The sequence below is a fragment of the Pseudalkalibacillus sp. SCS-8 genome (assembly GCF_040126055.1).
GTDB lineage: Bacteria > Bacillota > Bacilli > Bacillales > Fictibacillaceae > Pseudalkalibacillus > Pseudalkalibacillus nanhaiensis.
In genome coordinates this window covers 2,331,164-2,352,169 of record NZ_CP143541.1, presented here as the reverse complement: position 1 = coordinate 2,352,169, position 21,006 = coordinate 2,331,164, and the positions used below count along the sequence as shown (strand labels likewise).

Below are 21,006 nucleotides of genomic sequence, written 5' to 3'. Positions count from 1 at the left end.
AGGAGGCTGAAGCGTTGCCCGCGGAAAGCATCCGCCTGAAGCTGTCCAAAAATAACAAAATTATTGTAAAAAAGACCCTGAGCCAATAGAGGTGTCAGGGTCTGTGTTGTTATTCTTCTGTTGTTTTTGGTGCTGGAACGTTCTTGACAGTAAGTGAAAGCATCGTGATTGCTGCAATCCAATATAAAAGGAATTGACCTGGAACCATGATGTTCAATGATTCTAATAGTGCAAAGAAAATGGTCGGAAGAGTGACTGCGTAAGCAGACAAAATCCACAACTGTCGATAAGAGAGGTTCCGTTTCATGATATTTTTCACAATAAGTCCGATTAGTGCAAGGACAGTCACACCTATGAATTTAAGTGCTGTCATGAAGATGTATGCTGCGATGATGACAACAGTGATGATAAGTGGCAGAAGATTATTCGCTGACTCTACAAATCCGGTAATATCACTTTTCTTGAACGTCATATCCTTCATCATCATATAATCGAATGTTTCGGCGGACCCTTCGGTAATGATAATCGTTTTGTCACTAAGAATAGCCATGACATTGTTGTATTGCTCCAAGTCGTCCCTTGTGACAGTGTTGGTCGTATCAAATATGAAGGTTTCCCCATCAATCTCACGCTTAATCGGTTCTTCCATATCAGAGGTCAACGTTCCATCCTTGAATGTAAAATCAGGTACGTCCTCGTTCAAAACTTTATCGAGACTGGTTGCCATTCCGGAAATCGTCACACCGATGTTTGTTCCGATAAAGATGAAAGCAATCAGCATCATGATGAAAACATAACCGATCGTTTTTCCAATCTTTTGGAATCTGAAGGTCGCCATTTGTTGAGGTGAGTAAAGACTCGTGGCGAACTGTTTGAAAATGTTCATGAATATCCCCCTTTAATCATCTAGCTTCATTTTATCTTTCCTATACGGAGGGGACAAGCAATAAGTTGCACTTTATCTTCAAAAACAAAATTTACAAAAAAATTAAAAAACATTAATAGTCTTTACAAACATGAGAGGTTCCGTAATAATGAATGGGGCAAATTATGTCGAATATTAAATGTAGGGGATGAATGAATTGGATTTAGACATTCAAAAGATGATATTCGAATTCGTCGGCGGACTCGGTATCTTCCTGTTTGGTATCAAGTATATGGGAGATGGTCTGCAGAATTCGGCTGGTGATCGGCTAAGGAATATCCTTGATCGATTCACATCGAACCCGTTCATGGGGGTTCTTGCAGGTATTATCGTTACCATATTGATTCAATCAAGTTCAGGAACGACAGTACTTACGGTAGGATTGGTCAATGCCGGTTTCATGACACTCAGACAAGCAATCGGAGTCATCATGGGAGCGAATATTGGTACGACAGTCACAGCATTTATCATCGGGATTGAAATTAAGGAGTATGCATTGCCGATTCTAGCAGTTGGGGCATTATTGCTATTCTTCTTTAATTCAAAACGAATCAAGTATATCGGACAGGTATTCTTTGGATTCGGTGCGCTATTTTATGGATTGGACTTGATGGGTTCAGGAATGAAGCCATTACGATCCCTAGAAGCATTCCAACAGTTGACCATTGACATGTCTGAAACACCACTATTAGGTGTGGTCATTGGAACGCTATTCACAGTAATTGTACAAAGTTCGAGTGCCACAATCGGAATCCTCCAAGAACTCTATGCTCAAGGTGCAGTCAATTTAGATGCTGCTTTACCTGTATTATTCGGGGATAATATTGGTACGACAATTACAGCTGTATTGGCAGCAATCGGTGCAAGTGTTGCTGCAAGGCGTGCTGCGTTGACCCACGTGATTTTCAACTTGTTGGGTACAATCATCTTCTTGTTATTACTTATACCGTTCAGAGAATATGTTGAATTCCTGGCGGATACATTCAACTTGAATGAAAAAATGCAAATCGCATTCGCTCATGGTTCATTTAACTTTGCGAATACAGCGATCCAATTCCCGTTCATCGGTTTCTTAGCTTATCTTGTAACGAAGATGGTACCAGGGGACGATGTGGAGATTGAATATAAAGCGAAGCATTTGGATCCAATTTTCTTAGAAAAATCACCAGCTGTTGCACTCGGGCAAGCTAAGCTCGAAGTATTGCGTATGGCTGACTATGCGAAAAAAGGATTACATGAGACGTTCGCATATTTAGATACGAAGAGTAAGAAGAATGCGGACAAAGCGGCCCAATATGAAGAAGCGATCAACAATCTGGATCAAAGGATTACAGAATACCTTGTCCAGTTATCTTCCTATACGTTATCTACTCATGATTCTGAACAGCACTCCATCTTGATGGATGCGGTCCGTGATATTGAACGTATCGGAGATCATATGGAGAATATCGTTGAACTTGTCGAATATCAAATGAGTCATAAAGTCGATCTATCAGAAACGGCTATTAACGATCTCAATGAAATGTTCGAGCTGACGATGTCAACAATTGATGAAGCTTTCCATGCAATGGACGAAAACGATAAGGAAAAAGCAAGAAAAGTCGTGAAAATGGAAAATGACATTGATAAAATGGAAAGAACACTACGCAAGCAGCATATTCTTCGCCTGAATGAAGGGAAGTGCAGCGGTGCAGCAGGAATCGTCTTCGTTGATATCATCAGTAACCTAGAACGTATCGGTGACCATGCTGTCAACATCGCTGAATATGTATTAGGAGAAGAGGAGTAATATGACCATTTTCGCTTGGATTCTTATTTCGACTTTATTAGCGTTGGCTTTTGTGGGACTGATCTATCCGATCATTCCCTCATCACTTTTTTTAATTGCAGGCTATCTGGTGTACGGCTGGATGTTCAGCTTCGAGCCCCTTACGTGGGTTTTCTGGATGATCCAAGGGATTCTCGTCATCCTTTTATACGTCACCGATTATGCGAGTAACTTTTACGGCGTCAAAAAACGTGGTGGAAGCAAGTATGCGATTTGGGGAAGTACGATTGGTCTTTTGATCGGCCCTTTTGTTATCCCTATAATCGGAATCCTGATCGGACCATTCTTAGGGGCGATCATCGGGGAACTCCTCCATCAAAAAGGAGATGTCAAGCAAGCGATTAAAGTAGGGATCGGATCATTATTGGGCTTTATCGGCGGTACAACAGTGAAGCTCATCATCCAAGCAGGTATGGTGATCTACTTCTTGATGAAAGTATTATAAAGTATTGCATACAGGGGCATTCCGTGGTATATTACTTCTTGTCCCTGTTTTGCTTTACTTATTTCCAACAAAAACAGGATTGACTTTTGTCGACAAAGATGTTATTCTAAATCTTGTCGTTAAAATGATATTTATTCCACAGTAGCTCAGTGGTAGAGCTATCGGCTGTTAACCGATCGGTCGCAGGTTCGAGTCCTGCCTGTGGAGCCATGGCGGTGTAGCTCAGCTGGCTAGAGCGTACGGTTCATACCCGTGAGGTCGGGGGTTCGATCCCCTCCGCCGCTACCAATTCTTTAATATCATGGCGGTTGTGGCGAAGTGGTTAACGCACCGGATTGTGGTTCCGGCATTCGTGGGTTCAATTCCCATCAGCCGCCCCATTTAGAAACATCACCACATACATAATGGACCCTTAGCTCAGTTGGTCAGAGCAGTCGGCTCATAACCGATTGGTCGTAGGTTCGAGTCCTACAGGGTCCACCACTTACCCTAGGTAAGGATATCATATGGAGGTATACCCAAGTCTGGCTGAAGGGAGCGGTCTTGAAAACCGCCAGGGGTGTAACAGCCCGCGGGGGTTCGAATCCCTCTACCTCCTCCATTTTTATACTTAAGTTCATTCTTATGAAATCGATTTGTCCTAAAACAACTCTCAACGTTCAGCATTAGCTAGTAGAGGAAACAACATACAGGACATACATCGTCCGTAAACTAATATCGTCGCGGGTGGAGCACGTAGGAATAAGCTACGAAGCATAAGCTTCAGCGTACAGATTTAGCAACTACTTGGTTAATCCTTCTGAAATCTGGACGGAAGACATACAGTACATCTTCAGCAACTAAGAGGTACATCGTCCTTAAACTTTATTATCGTCGCGGGGTGGAGCAGTCTGGTAGCTCGTCGGGCTCATAACCCGAAGGTCGTAGGTTCAAATCCTATCCCCGCAACCAATTTAAAACTCACTACTTAGATTGTAACTTACATGTGGAGTACCCGAAGATGTGCAACCAAATTTAACTACATATGGCTCGATAGCTTAGTCACGAGCGGTTCAGCGCCGAATAAGCGGCGAGTTGTCCCGACGCAGCCAGCAACGATAGCATTTGCTGGTAGAGAAAGGGACAGGGAAACCGACGGACAATTTAACTACATAAGGCTCGATAGCTCAGTCGGTAGAGCAGAGGACTGAAAATCCTCGTGTCGGCGGTTCGATTCCGTCTCGAGCCACCATTTTGAAAACTTCTAAACCCAGAAGTTTTTTTATTTTGTCTAAAGAAGATGAACTAGCTTATATAGCTCTAATAGAATAGAACTTTTCAGCGCTGATGAAGATCAAAACGACGGGGAAAAGCCTAGGAAAAGATCTTCATAACGCTAATGAAGATCAAAACGAGGGGGAAAGCCCGACGAAAAGATCTTCATAACGCTAATGAAGATCAAAAGGAGGGGGAAAGCCCGACGAAAAGTCCTTCATCCCCTTGATGAAGGACAAAACACCGAGCGAATCCCATCGAAATGTCCTTCATCCCCTTGATGAAGGACAAAACATCGAGCGAATCCCATTGAAAGGTCCTTCATCCCCTTAACATAGTCTTCATACTAACAAAATTTCTTTTATTAAACCCTAAATCAAACTTTATAAAAACACGCCCGATGCACAGTGTTTAAAAATTGAATCCACTGGGTAAATTTGATATGGTTAGAAATGTAGGCACTTAACTCGTGCTTTTTAACTACATATCTAAAAGGAGGAGATTCAATTGGCAAAACATGAACTACCTGCACTACCGTATGAGTTCAACGCTCTTGAACCTCACATTGACGAAGAAACGATGAAAATCCACCATGGCAAACACCATAACGCATATGTAACAAAGCTGAATGGTGCACTTGAAGGGCATGCGGATCTACAAGATAAAAGCATTGAAGCGCTTATGAGCGACCTGGATGCTGTACCTGAAGATATCCGTACTGCTGTCCGTAACAATGGTGGCGGACATGCCAACCACACGTTGTTCTGGCAAGTGCTAAGCCCGAATGGTGGAGGAGCTCCTGCTGGTGAATTAGCTGACGCAATCAACTCCAAGTTCGGAAGCTATGACCAATTTAAAGAAGAATTCTCAAATGCAGCAGCTGGACGTTTCGGTTCTGGATGGGCTTGGTTAGTCGTAAACAATGGCGAACTAGAAGTAATGAGCACACCAAACCAAGATACACCATTGATGGAAGGCAAGACACCTATCCTTGGACTTGACGTTTGGGAGCATGCTTACTACTTGAACTATCAAAACCGTCGTCCGGACTACATTTCTGCATTCTGGAATGTAGTAAACTGGGACGAAGTTACAAAACGTTATAACGAAGCGAAATAATCAAATCAAGATTAAAAGAAGGGCCAAAAAAATGGTCCTTCTTTTTTTATGTCAAAAAACAGGCTTGTTCAAAATTGGACAAAAGTGGAAAAATCAGGATGTTGGGACGTGCAACCAACACCAGCCTCCTTTATTGGACATAAAACTAATAAGAGTGAAAATAAAGGAGGAAGAAATAGGTGTCTTTTCCACAAGATGATCAATATACCTCAATTCCATTAGGAACAGGGTTTTATTTTGATGTAACAGGCGATGAGAATCCAGCTTCAGTAGACCTTGTCGGGAACCAAGCGAATCCGTCATTTTCAATGGCGTATGATGGGACAAACGTCTACTTTCGATTGCGATTAAGGGAAGATCCTAGGAATAATCAAAAGACTGGGTTTCAGAATTTTGCTTGGGGGGTGCTCTTTAATACGGGCGGACCACCGGGAACCTATCAATGGCTATTAGCGGTAGATGGCAATACTGGGGAATTGGTGTTGATAGAGAACACCATACAAGAGGCGAATTCTTGGAATGATCCGGCAGAAGGTACTGACGGAAGAGGAAGACCGAATTACTCTAAACCGATTATAAATACCGACCTAGCCAGAGTAAAGCCTGCAGGTACAAGGTTTGGAAATGATGATAATGTCTTTCTAGACTTTTTTATCCCTGCGAGAATCCTTTTTGATTTTTTAAATATTACAGAAGAAACACCGTTACAATTAATCTCATTTTCGTCAGCGAATGCAAATAATTACAACAAAGATTCCTTAAGGATTAGTGAAGGATTCCAGTTTGCAGATGCGTTTTCAGAGCCAATTTCACCAGATGATACAAATGTTAGAGCAAACTTGGACCTGCAAAAAGTCATCCTAAGTGGTCCGAACACAGTATTAGCCGGTGAAGAGGCCACGTATACAGCGAGACTGGTTGTTAAGAACACCGGAAAGAGTAAAGCAGTTCATGTGACATTGAGGGATGTCATCCAGTTTGATCTTTTAGATACCTTTACAATTACAAATACACCAACAGGGCATACATCTTTTGATGCACATGCTAAGACTTTAAGCTGGGAAATTGGTGGACTGGGTCCAGGCGATTCAGCTGTATTGGAATTCCAAATGAGTGGATTTTTTAATGAGGCTGGAGAACGAACATTAGAATCAGCAACTGTTAAAGGTAACGACAGCAATACCGGAGCAAGATTGAGCGACAGCATAACAACAGGTGTCAGAGTTGTTGCAAATGGTGGTGTCGTTGGGGTTGTAAAGGATCATACGACCGGATTGCCTCTTTCGGGTGTGGAGGTTGAGCTGAAGGATGGAGCGACCACGATTGCGACCACCACAACCAACTCAAATGGAGAATATAGCCTTACTGGGATTGCGCCCGGAAGTTATACGATTGAATATTCAAAGGTCAATTATATAACCAATATTCAGTCCGTTACCATAAACTCAGGAACCATTACGAGAAAAGATGTATTTTTAACTGAGCTCCCTGGTAGTGTGAATGGAACCGTTTCCGCCTCAGGCGGGGGTGCGATCAATAACGCCACGGTGAAATTACTGGATCGATCAGGGAATGTAGTTGGGCAAACGACGACGAATGCGAGTGGGAATTATTCGTTTCCTTCCGTCGAACCAGGCCATTATTCCGTTACAGTCGTTGCCGCTAACTTTCAGTCTGCCACACAAGGGGTGACCGTCCGAGCAAATACAACGTCTACAGTCAATTTCGTTCTAGAGCCGAATCCTGGTACGGTACAAGGAGTCGTTTCCGATTCGAATGGGAATCCAATATCTGGGGCACTTGTTGAAGTCCTCAATCCTGCTGGACTCGTTATCAGTAGCGCGACAACCAATGCAACGGGCGACTATATAATTGATGAGCTCGCACCCGGGGACTATCAGTTAAGAGTCAGCAAAGACCTGTTTATAACGAAGGTGCTTGGTTTCAATCTGACAGCTGGAGAAACAGAAACGTTGAATGTCACGTTGAAACCGAATCCGGGGACGCTATCAGGGACGGTAAGTGATGCAGATTCGGGTGATCCAATCCAAATCGCTGCGGTGCAAGTGAAAAATGGTCTTGGCGTTATCGTAGCTACCACAATGACGGATGTAAATGGAGCTTATACTGTCACGAAGCTGTCACCTGGAACGTATACGGTTACCTTCTCTGCAGAAGGATATGGTTCTGAGACAGTTGGAACTAAAATACGCTCTGGCGAAACGACACTCTTAAATGTTGCTCTGAAACAACTTGTTGGAGCGATTTCCGGGACGATAACGGATGATTCGGGTAATAACTTATCTGGTGCAACGGTTGAAATCTTTTTAAATAATATTCTCGTTGCATCCACAACGTCGGATAGTAACGGATCTTATCTTGTTAACAATCTGACCCCTGGTGCTTATACGGTAAGTGTTTCAAAAGAAAACTTTGGTACTGAAACGGTTGGAGCACCAGTAGTAGCGAATAAAATCACTGTCGCAAATGTAGCGTTGACTCCGAATCCAGGGACATTGACAGGATCAGTGCTTACAACGACCGGTGATCCTATTGAAGGTGCTGTCATTACAATCAAGGATGCACGTACTGGGGCGAACATTGCTCAGGTTGTAACAAACAATCAAGGAAATTATACCGCTTTAGGTCTATCACCGGGGAATTATATCGTAATCGCCCAAGCAGAGGACTTCCAAACCCAGCAAAAAGGTGCAACGATTCTATCCAATCAAACGACAACGACGAATTTCACACTAGAAGCAAATCCTGCAAGTGTAACCGGTACAATTATCAATTCATCAACCGGATCACCAATTACCGGAGTAGCAATTGAAGTAAAAGTCGTAGATTTGAATGGGAATGTGATAACAACCACTTTCACAGATTTAAATGGACAATATGAAGTAAACAACCTGATGCCTGCAACATATGGAATACAGGCAAATGCACCTGACTTTCAAACCAACTCGGCCACAGTCACATTACAGCCCGGACAAACGTCAGTTACGAATGTGACACTAACTCCTGAGCCAGGTAGCATCATCGGAACAATAACGGATACATCCGGTAATCCACTTTCGAATGTTCTGATACGAGTTGTCAATGACACGGGTTTTCTAGTTGGGACAGTTTTAACAGATAGCAATGGGGAGTATGTCTTTGATGGTCTCGCACCTGGAAATTATACTGTTACTGCCATTGCAGATGGATTCCAGTCTTCCTCAACCGGTGCGATTGTCCAATCGAATGAAACGACAGTCGTTGACCAAAGTTTAGTCAGTAATCCAGGGTCGATATCAGGAACCGTCACACCTGTTGTAGGTGGAACCACGATAACGTTATCGACTTCAGAAGGGATTCCGATCAGCTCTGCGATAGCGGATTCGAACGGTGAGTTTCAATTTAACAATTTGCAGCCAGGTCAATATATCATTACTGCTTCTGCTCCGAACTATCAAACGTCTTCAACGGGAGCAACCGTTGTTTCAGATCAGGTAACCTCTGTTTCGTTGACCATCCAACCGAACCCGGCTGAAGTAGGCGGAGTGATAACAGATACATCTGGAAATCCTGTCACGAATGCGACCATACAAATTCTTGATAATAATGGGACGGTCTTACAGAGCGGTAGTACGGATCAGGATGGACGATATGCTATAGGAAACCTTCCACCAGGATCCTTTACCATTGTCGTTAATGCTATGGATTACTCTTCTGCAACGGATGGAATCACCTTGGAAGCTGGAGACGTAATAACGGATGCGAATTTCGTACTAGTACCTGATCCAGGTACCATTGTCGGTCAAATTACAGATACAAATGGAGATGTAATTCCAGGAGCTACAATAATTATTCGTAACGCTGAGAATATCCCAATCCGCACAACGACTACGAATGAGTTTGGTGAATTTCTAGTCGAAGGGATCGCTCCTGGTCCCTATACAGTCGTTGCGACGGCTACGGATTTTTCCACGAATTTTGTAGGAGTCCTTGTTGAGAGTAACGAAAGTACGAATGCGAACATTATTCTGACAAGTGTGGTAGGAAATATTGCAGGTTCAGTTGTGGATGAAAACGGAGATCCGGTCACTGGGGACAATATTGGAATCAAGCTATTTAACGAGAGTGGAGCATTACTTCAAACTTTAGTCGCGGATACAGATGGAACATTCTCGATCCTTGGTCTCCAACCAGGACAGTATCTTGTGAACGCAACAGCACCGAATTATACGGCCAATACAGTCAATGCAAATGTTGTTGCGAACACGACAGAAAATATCAACATCCCACTTTCTTTATTACCAGGAACAATAACTGGCAGGGTATTCAATACAGCAACATCTGATGGTATCAGTGGAGTTGTCCTTACATTAACGACTCCTGAAGGATTGCCGATTGCCTCAACAATCAGTGGAACAACTGGAGAATATACAGCGTCAAATGTTCCGCCGGGGACTGTAGTAATAAGCGCTTTGAAGGAGAACTTTGGTGCTGAATCGATTACGGCAGTGGTGGGACCTAACGAGACGAAAACCGTCAATATTGGTCTAACAGAGAGTCTAGGGTTTCTGACTGGCTACGTTACAGATATCGCAACTGGAAATCCGATTGCTGGTGCTGTTGTTTTAATTGATGAAAATGGCCAGCAAGTAGCAAATGTGACATCGAATGATTCTGGACAGTTTTTATCACAAGGTTTAAGTCCGGGTACCTATACAGCAGTAGCTGCAGCAGATGGTTTTACCTCAAGCACTGCCAGCTTTACGATTCTTCCGAATGAAACCACAACTTTAAGCTTTGCCTTGTCTCCTGAACCTGGAAGTATCCAAGGTCGAATTACAAATTTCAATTCAGGTTCACCGATTTCAGGAGCAACGATTGCCGTGCGTTCTCAAACCCCGAGTGGTCCAATCATTGCGACGACGCTGACTGATGAGAATGGAGAATACTCAGTTGATACCTTAGCTCCTAGTACGTATACGGTTGTGGTTTCTGCTGAAGGATTTGGTGCAGCTGAAGCAACTACAATGGTCGTATCGAATGAGACCAAAACTGTAGATGTCAAATTGGTTCCGAACCCTGGAACGGTTGAAGGAACAGTAACAAATAATACGACCGGGAACCCAGTATCAGGAGTCTTAGTCGAAATCTTCAATGAGGATGGAATTCTTGTTTTCAACACAGTTACGGATGAAAATGGGTTTTATCAGTTTACTGGTCTCGCAGCATTACAATTCAGAATCGTGACAAGTAGTCCGGACTTCCAGTCTCAAGAGGTTGGAGTTTTGGTGGTCTCCGATCAAACATCCATCGTAAACTTTGGATTGGATTCTAATCCTGGTGCAATAACAGGTACAATCCGTGACGCAGAGACGAATACTCGTCTTGTAGGAGCAGAGGTCCTATTGTTTGTAGCTCAAGACATTGTTCCGATTGCCGTAGCCTTGACCGATGGTTTAGGCGAGTACACGATTCCGGGACTTACTCCTGGGACGTATACGATCGTTGTAAATGCTGTGGGTTATGCCGAAAATTCAACGGGTAGTATCGTTGCTGCGAATCAGACCACAACCACAAACCTTTCTCTCACAAGTAACCCTGGAAGTGTTTCAGGTACGGTAAAGGGTACAGATGGTCAGCCTTTTAAAAATGCTGTCATCAAAATTATAGATTCAAACGGAGTCGTCATTGGAACGAGTGCAGTCGATGCAGATGGATTTTATTCAATAGGGAACCTACGAGCTGGAACCTACTCGATACGAGCATCTGCTCCTGATGTCGTCTCAGCTTCATCAGGTATTACATTAGTAGCTGCTGAAATGAAGGAAGTAAATTTCGTCCTACGAGTGGACCCTGGAACGATTACAGGTAGAGTGACCGACGGAACAACCGGGGAACCGATCGTAGGTGCCAACGTAAATATCCTTGATGCGAATGGCCAGGTCATTGCAACGACAGTAACACATACCAATGGGAATTACCTTGTGGATCGTTTGGCAGCGGGAAGCTATACAGTATCGGTTACGAAAAATTCTTATGCAAAGCAAACAAAGGGTGCGATTGTCAATACCGCGGATACCACGATTGTGAACATCGCCTTAACCAAAACAACTGGTTCGATCACAGGAATTCTACGGGATGCTTCAGGTGATAGGATCGAATCGTCTACAATAGGAGTAAGATTGTTGGATTCGAAAGGCCTTCTGCTCCAATCAACAGTAGCCTCTCCTGAAAGTGATTTCGCTTTCCTAGACTTAAGTCCTGGACAATACCTCATCAGCATAAGTGCGGAAGGCTACCAATCGAAGGTCGTCCCTGTAACAGTGATTGCCGGAGAGACAAAGGAGTTAAATATAACTCTATTCCAAGAATCAGGGGTATTACAGGGAAGTGTTATCAATGAAGATACAAAAGATGGCATAGCAGGGGCTACAGTCAATGTAAGGGACTCTTCAAACAATTTGTTGGCGACCGGAATTTCAAATGAAAATGGCAGATTCAGCATTGATGATATTCCGACTGGCACACTTTTCGCAGTCGCCTCTAGAGAGAAATTCGGAACAAATTCTGTAAGTCTAAGAGTACGGCCGAATGAGATCGTTGAAACGGTCATTGAACTCCCTCCAAATCCGGGAAGTGTAGGAGGGGTAATCAGAGATAGTGAATCAGGAGAACCCATTGCAGATGCAGCAGTCCAAGTCACTGATTGTGATGGGACAGTTGTCACAACGGTGCTTTCACAAGCTGATGGGCAATACTTGGCAACGGATTTGAGCCCGGGTGTATATGAAATTACTGTGAGCCAACCCGATTATGGTACTCAATTAGCTGGAGCGATTGTCAAAAGTGATGAGAAAGCAATTCTCAACTTTTCACTGTCTTCCGAGCAAGGAAGCATAAGCGGTATCGTGACGAATCAGGTGACTGAAGAAATTGTCAGCAATGCTGTCGTTCAAATCAGATGGTTAAGTCCTGATGGTGAATTACTTGCTTCAACGTTAACGAATGAAGATGGAGAATATCTGTTAGAAGGCTTAACCCCTGCAGTCTATACCGTCATCGCATACGGGGGCGGATTAGGAAGCGATTTGGCTTCAGTGGAGGTATTTGCCAACCAAACAACAGTCCAGAACCTTGGCTTATTCCCGCTTCCATCAAGTGTTAGTGGAACCGTTACAGATGCAGTGACAGGGCAGCCAATCCAAAATACTGTAGTAAGGCTGATCACTTCAAGTGGGAGTATCCTGCAGCGAACGTTAACAGATGCTTCAGGGGACTATTCGTTCCAAGAATTTGATCCAGGAGAATATACAGTAGCCGTAAGAAGCAGTGTTTATGAATCTGCTGCAAAAAGCTTTACTGCAGAACCGTTAGGATCAGAGGTCATCAACTTTGAGCTGGAAAGTGAGCCTGGTACCGTTCAAGGAAGAGTAAAGGATGAGATGACGGACCAATTTGTTGCAGGAGTATCAGTGATCATTCTGAACGAAGACGAAGTGATCATCGAAAATACGTTGACCGATCAAACCGGAAATTACCTTATTACAGGACTCGCACCAGGAACGTACTCGATTCGTGCATTGGCCAATGATCGGGATTCAGACGCTAAACGAGTTATTGTTACTGCGAATGAGACACAGACCATCAATTTCCTTTTGACAGGTCAGCCATCCATTGTCAGAGGAAATGTAACAGATAAACGTGGAAATGCGTTAAATGATGTGAGTGTTAAAGCGTATAATGCAAATGGATTACTGGTCAACTTTGGTGTAACGAGTAGAGAAGGCGAATATGTCGTAGGTTATCTTCCAGGTGAAACATTGACCTTCGTTGCATCATTGCCTGGCTTCACACCAGAAGAAAAAGTGGTCACTGTGCCACCAAATGCTTCACTAACCATCAATTTCGTTTTAGGAGTGGATGATCCCGCAACTCTTGAAGGCACTGTCAGGAACGCCGAGACAAAGGAACCGATTGATGGAGCGTTAATCCGATTAATCAGGAACAGTGAATTGATTGCAGAACGTGAAACGGACTCAGCCGGGAAATATGTCATTACGGGATTAGCTGAGGGTGAATATACGATCCGTGCTTCTGCTGATGGTTATGAACCTTTTACTGATGGAATTTTCTTGGATCAAGGTGAAGTAAAGCCATACGATATCGATCTGATCAGCAAACCAAATCCAAGACCAAGGCCAAGTGGGTTGAACCAATATTTGCTATATGATTGTGAAACGGGTAAGCCTTTGAAACTTGATGGGGATACGAAACCGACCGTATTTACCTTACTTTGCGCAGATGAGAAAACATGCTGCGGAACGTTTTCGTATATTAGCCGAACAAGTGGCCAGACTCGGATAGTCATCATTAGCCTAGAAAGCTTCAGGGTTATAAGGATTGGTTAATGATTTTTACGAAACCATGAAGAAACGAGGTCATCATTATTTTCCCCAACTGCTCTAGACTAGTGCCCGTCAGATAGAAAAAAGCTGGTGATGGAAAGGAACCATCGCCAGCTTTTTTTATATTTGAGCATAATACAAGCCAATCCTCAATCGGTCTCACTCTTCCTTATTCCCCAATGTTTATTCAGGGAATAACCACAGGGCTTTTAGGAAAACTAGGGTTGTGAGTAAAGGGGAGACAAACCATGAAGGCTTTACAAAAAGTGATCGGAAACATTGATATAACAAAAGATTTACTGATGCTTTTGATTATTGGCGGGTTATACGCCTTGAGCATTGCGTTGTCCAATACGTTCGTCAATGTATTCCTTTGGAAACAGTCCGGGAAATTCATTGATATTGCGATTTATAACCTCTCGATCGTGATTTTTCAGCCCATCACATTCATTCTTGCAGGACGTATCGCCAAGCGAATCGATCGTGTCATCGTACTACGATTAGGTGTCATCACCTTGTCCATTTTCTATTTGACTGTCCTGCTGCTGGGAGTAAGAGCTGAGCAGTTTTTAATATTGTTAGGGGCTTTACTTGGTGTCGGGATGGGTTTTTATTGGTTAGCCTTTAATGTTCTGACATTCGAAATCACAGAACCGGATACGCGTGATTTCTTCAATGGCTTCCTTGGCCTGTTGACTTCCTTTGCAGGGATGGTCGGTCCTTTTCTTGCAGGATGGATCATTACGCGTATGGATCAGTTTGTGGGCTATAAGACGATCTTTGCAATTTCCCTGACGCTTTTCTTTGGAGCTGTCATCATGAGCTTCATGTTGAATAGACGTGAAGCAAAAGGGGTGTATTCCTTCGTTCGAATCATTAAAGAACGTAAAGAGAATCCAAATTGGAAAAGGATCTTGAACGCCCATTTCTTTCAAGGGCTGAGGGAAGGGACGTTCATTTTTGTCATCGTCGTTTGGGTCTTCATTACGACGAACAGCGAGCTGGCACTTGGAACCTTCGGATTGATCAACTCGGCAGTGTCTTTTGTCGTTTATTATTTGGCCACCAGGTTTATCAAATCGAGATATCGCAAGAAAGCGATCCTATTTGGAGGACTCATACTATATGGCGCTCTCGTGTTGATCCTGTTCGACTTGACGTTTGCGAAGCTGTTGACTTATGGCGTCATCATATCAATTGCCTATCCAATTCTTCTCGTACCATACGTTTCACTTACATATGATGTTATCGGCCGCAGCTGGAATGCGAGAGAAATGCGGATTGAATACATTGTTGTACGTGAATTGTATTTAAATTATGGTAGGATAACTTCCATCCTGTTGTTCATTTTTGCCATAACCTTCTTCAACGAGGAGAAAAGCATCCCATATTTACTACCGATTATCGGGATTGGACATACACTCATCTACTTCTGTATCAGAAAAGTCCAATTCAACTCAGAAGATAATGAACCTGTCGTACTTTCGAACGAAAAAGAGTCGAATGCATAACTTTTTCTTTTGTTTAAAATAAAGATACGATACAATAAAAGTCGATTTATGTCATTTGAGGGTGACCCCGAAGTGTCAGGCGAGTTCCTCCCTACAACCATATTTGAATGAAGCTGTAATCCATTCAAAATGTTGTGCAGGAGCTGTCTGACTTAATGGATTCTGGTCACCCTCTTTCGAATTACGTTACATATAAAGGAGATGGGGAATGGATACCAAGAAGAAGAAGAGAAGTCACGTTCCTCTTCGCTTGAATATATTGTTTCTAAGCGTTTTTATTATGTTTACTGCCTTGATTTTACGATTAGGTGTCATTCAGATTGTGCATGGCACATCGTTCAAGGCTGAAGCAGATCGCACGGAAAATATTACGGCAAAGCTCGATGCACCACGTGGAAAAATGTTCGATCGGCATGGCAGGGTGGTGGTCGATAACAAACCGGTCTTTTCAATAACGTTTACACGGACGAACAATACGAAGAAAGAAGATATCTATGAAGTTGCGCAAAAGCTATCGGAATACATCGATAAGGATACAGAAGAGCTGACTGAGCGTGATATAAAGGATTTCTATCTTTCATACAAAGTGGATGCTCAAGATGTGTATGAAAACCTATTGACCGATAAAGAAAGAGAAGAGCTGTCGGATAAAGAACAATACAAACTGGTCATTGATCGTCTTGATATCGAGGAGATTGATCTCTCAGAACAGGAAGAAGAAATTGCCGCTATCTGGAGAGAAATGATCAGAGGCTATGCATTGACACCGCAGCGTGTTAAAGTCGGTGCGACCGAAGAGGAAATGGCCTTGATCAGTGAACGTTTGGATGAGTTCAATGGGATGATTGACATCAAACCTGATGCCCAACGAACGTATCCGTATGAAAGAACGCTACAGTCCATTTTCGGTAAGGTGGGTCAGATCCCTAAAGAGATGATCAAGGGCTATGAGTTGGAAGGAAGAGACCGTAATGATCTCGTTGGGACAAGCTTTTTAGAGCAGCAATATGAATCCGTTCTGAGAGGAACGAAGACGAAGATTAATTACATTACCGATAAATCAGGGAATCCGGTCGGAAAACCAGCCGAAAATCCGGGGAGCAGAGGATATGATATCGTTTTGACGATCGATATGGAGCTTCAGAAAAAGGTTGAAAAGATCGTTGAAGAGCAGATCCTAAAGGCGCGCAGAGAATATGCCGAAAACAACCGTTTGAAAAGCTCATACGTCGTGATGATGGATCCGAATACGGGAGAAATCTATTCGATGGTCGGAAAAGAACTCGAGGATGGCAAGTTCACCGATGTTCCTTTCGGGAATGTCTACAACCAGTACCCGATGGGGTCAACCGTCAAGGCAGCAACAGTGCTGACGGGGTACCAGACAGGCGTCATCCAACCCGGTACGGTGTTGTATGATACGCCATTGAAGCTTCCGGGTACGAAAATCAAAAAATCCTACAAGAATATGGGATATGTAAGTGATGTCGAGGCTTTACAAAAGTCCTCCAACGTATACATGTTCCGGATTGCCATGATGATGGCCGGGTATGATTATGATGAAAAAAGAGGATTTACAAACCCTGAAAAATCATTCAGAACAATGCGCTATTATTTTAATCAATTCGGTCTTGGTGTACCGACGGGTATCGATCTTCCGTATGAAGATGATGGATACAATGGCGGGGTGAAAGCACTCGGTAACTTGATGGATATGGGGATCGGCCAGTTTGATACGTATACACCGATGCAAATGGTGCAGTATATATCGACGATCGCCAATAATGGGTATCGAATGCAGCCACATTTTATGAAGGAAATCAAAAGTCCAAGTGCAAGTGCAGAAGAGCCTGGTGAAAGCATCTATCAATTTGAGCCGAACGTATTGAACCGGATTGACATGAAACCTGAATGGATCGATCGGGTGAAACAAGGGCTATGGATGGTCATGAATACGAAAAACGGTACGGCTTATACCCAATTCAAAGATACGGAAGGATATGTCGCTGCAGGTAAGACAGGGACAGCCCAATATGATGGGGATTCCTATATCCTCACACTTGTAGGATATGCACCACATGATAATCCGGAAATTGCATTTGCTGTTGTAAGTCCTTACGCAGTGGAGGGTGCAATCAATAAGGAAATCGGCAGACAGGCTTTAGATGCCTATTTTGAACTGAAAGAAAAAGGGTATACGAAGGATTTATCAGATAAACCGGAAGATGAAGAGGAAGACGTAGAAAAGAAGAACGATCGTTAGGAAAAAAGGATTGCTCTGAAAATGTGCTTTTAGCCACATTTCGGTCAATCCTTTTTATTTTTATCATGAAATCGTTTAGGTCTTTGACCATTGTGGTAAGGGTATATAAACATGTGTGAATCGCCAAAAACCCATCACTTTCGACCCATCTTTACAAAACCTTTACAATCCGTTTATACACACTTAATAAGATATCGATATTATGGGCATTGTAAGGGAAAGCGGGCAATTCGCCCTATCTCGGAATAGAGAGAAACCATACTCATCTATTTCAAACTACCCAAAATATAAACGATACAGGGGGATTTCATGATGAAAGCTTTTAAGAAAAGCACGCTCTTTATCATGCTGGCGGCATTAATGGTATTTACTGCAGCTTGCGGAAATGGTGAAGAAGGCGGAGACGGTGAACAATTAGAAGGCAGTGTTGTAATTGACGGTTCTGGTACTGTTTATCCATTGATGGCTCGACTATCTGAAAACTATATGGGTGAAAATGAAAATGTCTCTGTTGAAGTTGGACGTGCTGGCTCAAGTGCTGGGTTTAAAAAGTTTTTGACTGAAGGTGGCGGAACAGACCTAAGTAACGCTTCCCGTAAAATTAAAGAAGAAGAAAAAGCGAAAGCCGAAAAACTTGGAATCGAATATAAAGAATTAAAGCTTGCTCTAGACGGAATTACAATCGTAGTAAATAAAGATAACGACTGGATCGATCATCTCACTCAAGAAGAAGTTATTGACATCTTCCTAGCAAGTGCAAACAAAGAGAAATGGTCTGATGTACGTTCAGACTTCCCTGATGAAAAAATTAAAGCATACGGACCGAATGAAAACCATGGAACATACGAATTTTTCTATGAGACAATTCTTGAAGAACAAGAACTTCGCGATGATATCAACCTTCAACAAGAATACTCAACTCTTGTAGACATGGTTTCTAAAGATAAGAACGCAATTGCATACTTCGGTTATGGCTACTACGAAAACAACAATGACAAGCTTAAAGCCGTGAAAATCGACTTTGGTAACGGACCAGTTGAACCATCTATCGATACAATCAAGGAAGATGGCGAGTACGCTCCATTCACACGTCCAGTATTCACATACTTGAACGAAAAGATGGCGAAAGAGAAGGCACAAGTGTTGGATTTCGCAATCTACGCAATGGAGAATGCTGGTGATGTAGCAAAAGAAACTGGATTCGCACCATTACCAGAAGAAGAATACGCTGAAGCTGTTGAATACCTTGAAGGTTTGAAGTAAGATTAACAACGGTTAGTTGAATCTTTGAAGGTGAGAGGGACTTTATGGACCTCTCATCTTCTTAGATTTTTATGTGTGTTTTCTTACTAGCCTGAAAATTCTCTAAACAGTAAGTGTGATGGGTGAAAGGAGAAATAAAAGTGGATAAAAATGTGAATGTAAGAGATATGATCCACAAGAATAAACAAACAATGAACGCGGACGCATTTGGGAAAAAATGGTCCCTAAAGTGCTGCTGTCAATCGCAATCATATCTATCCTAACAACAATCGGTATATTGGCTACTTTGACAGTAGAAACGATTGCATTCTTTAGGGCAGTTCCATTTTGGGATTTCTTTACTGGAACGAGATTGAAGCCACTTGGAGCAAATGCAGAGTTTGGCGTGTTACCGTTATTGACCGGGACGCTTCTTTCTACAATTATTGCGATGTTCGTTGCTATACCTGTTGGTTTGATGACTGCGGTATATCTAAGTGAATATGCATCCGATAAGGTGAGAAGAACGTTAAAACCGCTATTAGAGATACTTGCTGGAATTCCTACAATTGTGTATGGTTTCTTTGCCTACACATTTGTAACTCCAATCTTGAGAACCTTCATACCTGGCCTAGACCCGACCAATATTTTAAGCCCAGGGCTGGTTATGGGTATCATGATTATTCCGATGGTAGCATCACTTTCTGAGGATGCTATGAGTTCAGTACCTTCAGAAATGAGGCAGGGTGCATTCGCACTTGGTGCAACCAGGCTTGAAACGACATGGCGTGTAGTAATTCCTGCATCTATCTCTGGGATTATCGCTTCCTTCGTGCTTGCGATATCACGTGCCATTGGGGAAACGATGATTGTTACGATTGCAAGTGGAAGTTCAAAGAATTTCACATTCGATATTACTCAATCCATGCAGACGATGACAGCATATATCGTAGAGGTTACTGGAGGAGAAGCACCTGCTGGCTCTACTTTATATTACAGCCTATATGCTGTGGCGATGACGTTGTTCGTCTTTACATTGATTATGAACCTGATTGCACAGTATATTTCTCGTAGGTTCAGGGAGGAATATTAATTATGAAATATGTTGACACGAGTCAAGTTCAAAATAAAATGGGTCCACGTTTGTTACTCAATAAATTAGCCAAATCACTATTCTTCTTATCGACGATATTCGGATTAATTGTGTTAGTCATTCTCATGTACCGCGTGTTGTCACAAGGAGTGGAATGGATTGATTGGCAATTCATCACAGGAAAATTATCTACGATGGCTGAAAATGCGGGTGTTATGGGACCGTTACTCGGTACGTTCTGGCTCATGTTTGTAGTAGCCCCTGTAACGCTATTCCTAGGAGTCGGAACCGCAATTTATTTGGAAGAGTATGCGAAAAAAAATCGCCTGCAGTCATTGATTCAAACGAACATTTCAAACCTTGCCGGTGTACCTTCAATTGTTTTCGGTCTTCTTGGACTTACAGTGTTCGTTAAAGGGATGAATTTAGGCAATATCGTCCTAGCTGGTGGTTTGACGATGTCGCTTTTGGTTTTACCGATCGTGGTCGTAGCCAGCCAGGAAGCGATTCGTGCTGTACCCCAATATTTGAGAGAAGCTTCCTATGGTATGGGAGCTACAAAATGGCAGACCGTTAAGCGTGTCGTTTTGCCTGCATCTTTACCTGGGATTTTGACAGGTTCAATATTGGCGCTTTCGCGTGCAATTGGGGAAACTGCACCACTCGTTGTACTCGGAATCCCAGCATTAATCATTCCGTTTCCGGATAATATTTTCGACAAGTTCACGGTTATGCCATTGCAGATCTACTACTGGACAATTGATTCTGCATTAGTGGATGAGTATGCAAACTTGGCTGCAGCTGCCATTGTTATCCTATTGTTGCTCTTGTTTGCAATGAACTCAATTGCAGTCATCATCCGTAACAAATTTCAGAAGAGATTATAATTTTGGAGGGATATGTCCATGTCCACTATTACTG

9 protein-coding genes, 7 tRNA genes and 1 pseudogene are annotated in these 21,006 nt (G+C 42.8%); 16 read left to right on the top strand and 1 reads right to left on the bottom strand.

Annotation, left to right across the window (positions count from 1 at the left end; all coding sequences use genetic code 11):
- Positions 1–109: 109 nt before the first annotated feature.
- Complete coding sequence (locus V1497_RS12310) at positions 110–886, bottom strand: DUF1189 domain-containing protein (RefSeq protein ID WP_349407835.1); 777 nt, start codon at positions 884–886, stop codon at positions 110–112.
- Positions 887–1,073: 187 nt separating this feature from the next.
- Here V1497_RS12310 and V1497_RS12305 point away from each other — a divergent pair, with 187 nt between their 5' ends.
- The 16 genes and pseudogenes from V1497_RS12305 to pstA all read left to right on the top strand — a co-directional run bounded on the left by V1497_RS12305 (position 1,074) and on the right by pstA (position 20,972).
- Positions 1,074–2,714 (top strand): Na/Pi cotransporter family protein, encoded by a 1,641-nt coding sequence (locus V1497_RS12305; RefSeq protein WP_349407834.1) that lies wholly within the window; start codon positions 1,074–1,076, stop codon positions 2,712–2,714.
- Position 2,715: 1 nt separating this feature from the next.
- The gene (locus V1497_RS12300; RefSeq protein WP_349407833.1) at positions 2,716–3,198 is read left to right on the top strand and encodes a DUF456 domain-containing protein; all 483 of its coding nucleotides are present in this window, start codon (positions 2,716–2,718) and stop codon (positions 3,196–3,198) included.
- Positions 3,199–3,333: 135 nt separating this feature from the next.
- Positions 3,334–3,408, top strand: a tRNA-Asn gene (locus V1497_RS12295).
- Between the two features lies 1 nt (position 3,409).
- A tRNA-Met gene (locus V1497_RS12290) sits at positions 3,410–3,486 on the top strand.
- 16 nt (positions 3,487–3,502) lie between these two features.
- Positions 3,503–3,578: transfer RNA gene (locus V1497_RS12285), tRNA-His, on the top strand.
- A 26-nt stretch (positions 3,579–3,604) separates the two neighbouring features.
- A tRNA-Ile gene (locus tag V1497_RS12280) sits at positions 3,605–3,681 on the top strand.
- A gap of 25 nt (positions 3,682–3,706) precedes the next feature.
- A tRNA-Ser gene (locus tag V1497_RS12275) sits at positions 3,707–3,799 on the top strand.
- A gap of 273 nt (positions 3,800–4,072) precedes the next feature.
- Positions 4,073–4,149 (top strand) — tRNA-Met (locus V1497_RS12270).
- Between the two features lie 204 nt (positions 4,150–4,353).
- Positions 4,354–4,429, top strand: a tRNA-Phe gene (locus tag V1497_RS12265).
- A gap of 530 nt (positions 4,430–4,959) precedes the next feature.
- On the top strand, positions 4,960–5,571 hold the full coding sequence (locus V1497_RS12260; protein WP_349407832.1) for a superoxide dismutase: 612 nt from the start codon (positions 4,960–4,962) through the stop codon (positions 5,569–5,571).
- Positions 5,572–5,750: 179 nt separating this feature from the next.
- The gene (locus V1497_RS12255) at positions 5,751–13,979 is read left to right on the top strand and encodes a carboxypeptidase regulatory-like domain-containing protein (protein ID WP_349407831.1); all 8,229 of its coding nucleotides are present in this window, start codon (positions 5,751–5,753) and stop codon (positions 13,977–13,979) included.
- Positions 13,980–14,224: 245 nt separating this feature from the next.
- Positions 14,225–15,487, top strand: coding sequence for an MFS transporter (locus tag V1497_RS12250; RefSeq protein ID WP_349407830.1), 1,263 nt, complete (start codon positions 14,225–14,227; stop codon positions 15,485–15,487).
- Positions 15,488–15,695: 208 nt separating this feature from the next.
- Entirely contained in the window at positions 15,696–17,750 is a 2,055-nt protein-coding gene (locus V1497_RS12245; RefSeq protein WP_349407829.1) for a peptidoglycan D,D-transpeptidase FtsI family protein, read from the top strand.
- Positions 17,751–18,062: 312 nt separating this feature from the next.
- The gene (locus V1497_RS12240; RefSeq protein ID WP_349410813.1) at positions 18,063–19,013 is read left to right on the top strand and encodes a PstS family phosphate ABC transporter substrate-binding protein; all 951 of its coding nucleotides are present in this window, start codon (positions 18,063–18,065) and stop codon (positions 19,011–19,013) included.
- 167 nt (positions 19,014–19,180) lie between these two features.
- Positions 19,181–20,085: pseudogene (gene pstC, locus V1497_RS12235) on the top strand (phosphate ABC transporter permease subunit PstC).
- Between the two features lie 2 nt (positions 20,086–20,087).
- Positions 20,088–20,972, top strand: a complete 885-nt coding sequence (gene pstA / locus V1497_RS12230) for a phosphate ABC transporter permease PstA (RefSeq protein WP_349407828.1) — start codon at positions 20,088–20,090, stop codon at positions 20,970–20,972.
- Positions 20,973–21,006 lie beyond the last annotated feature (34 nt).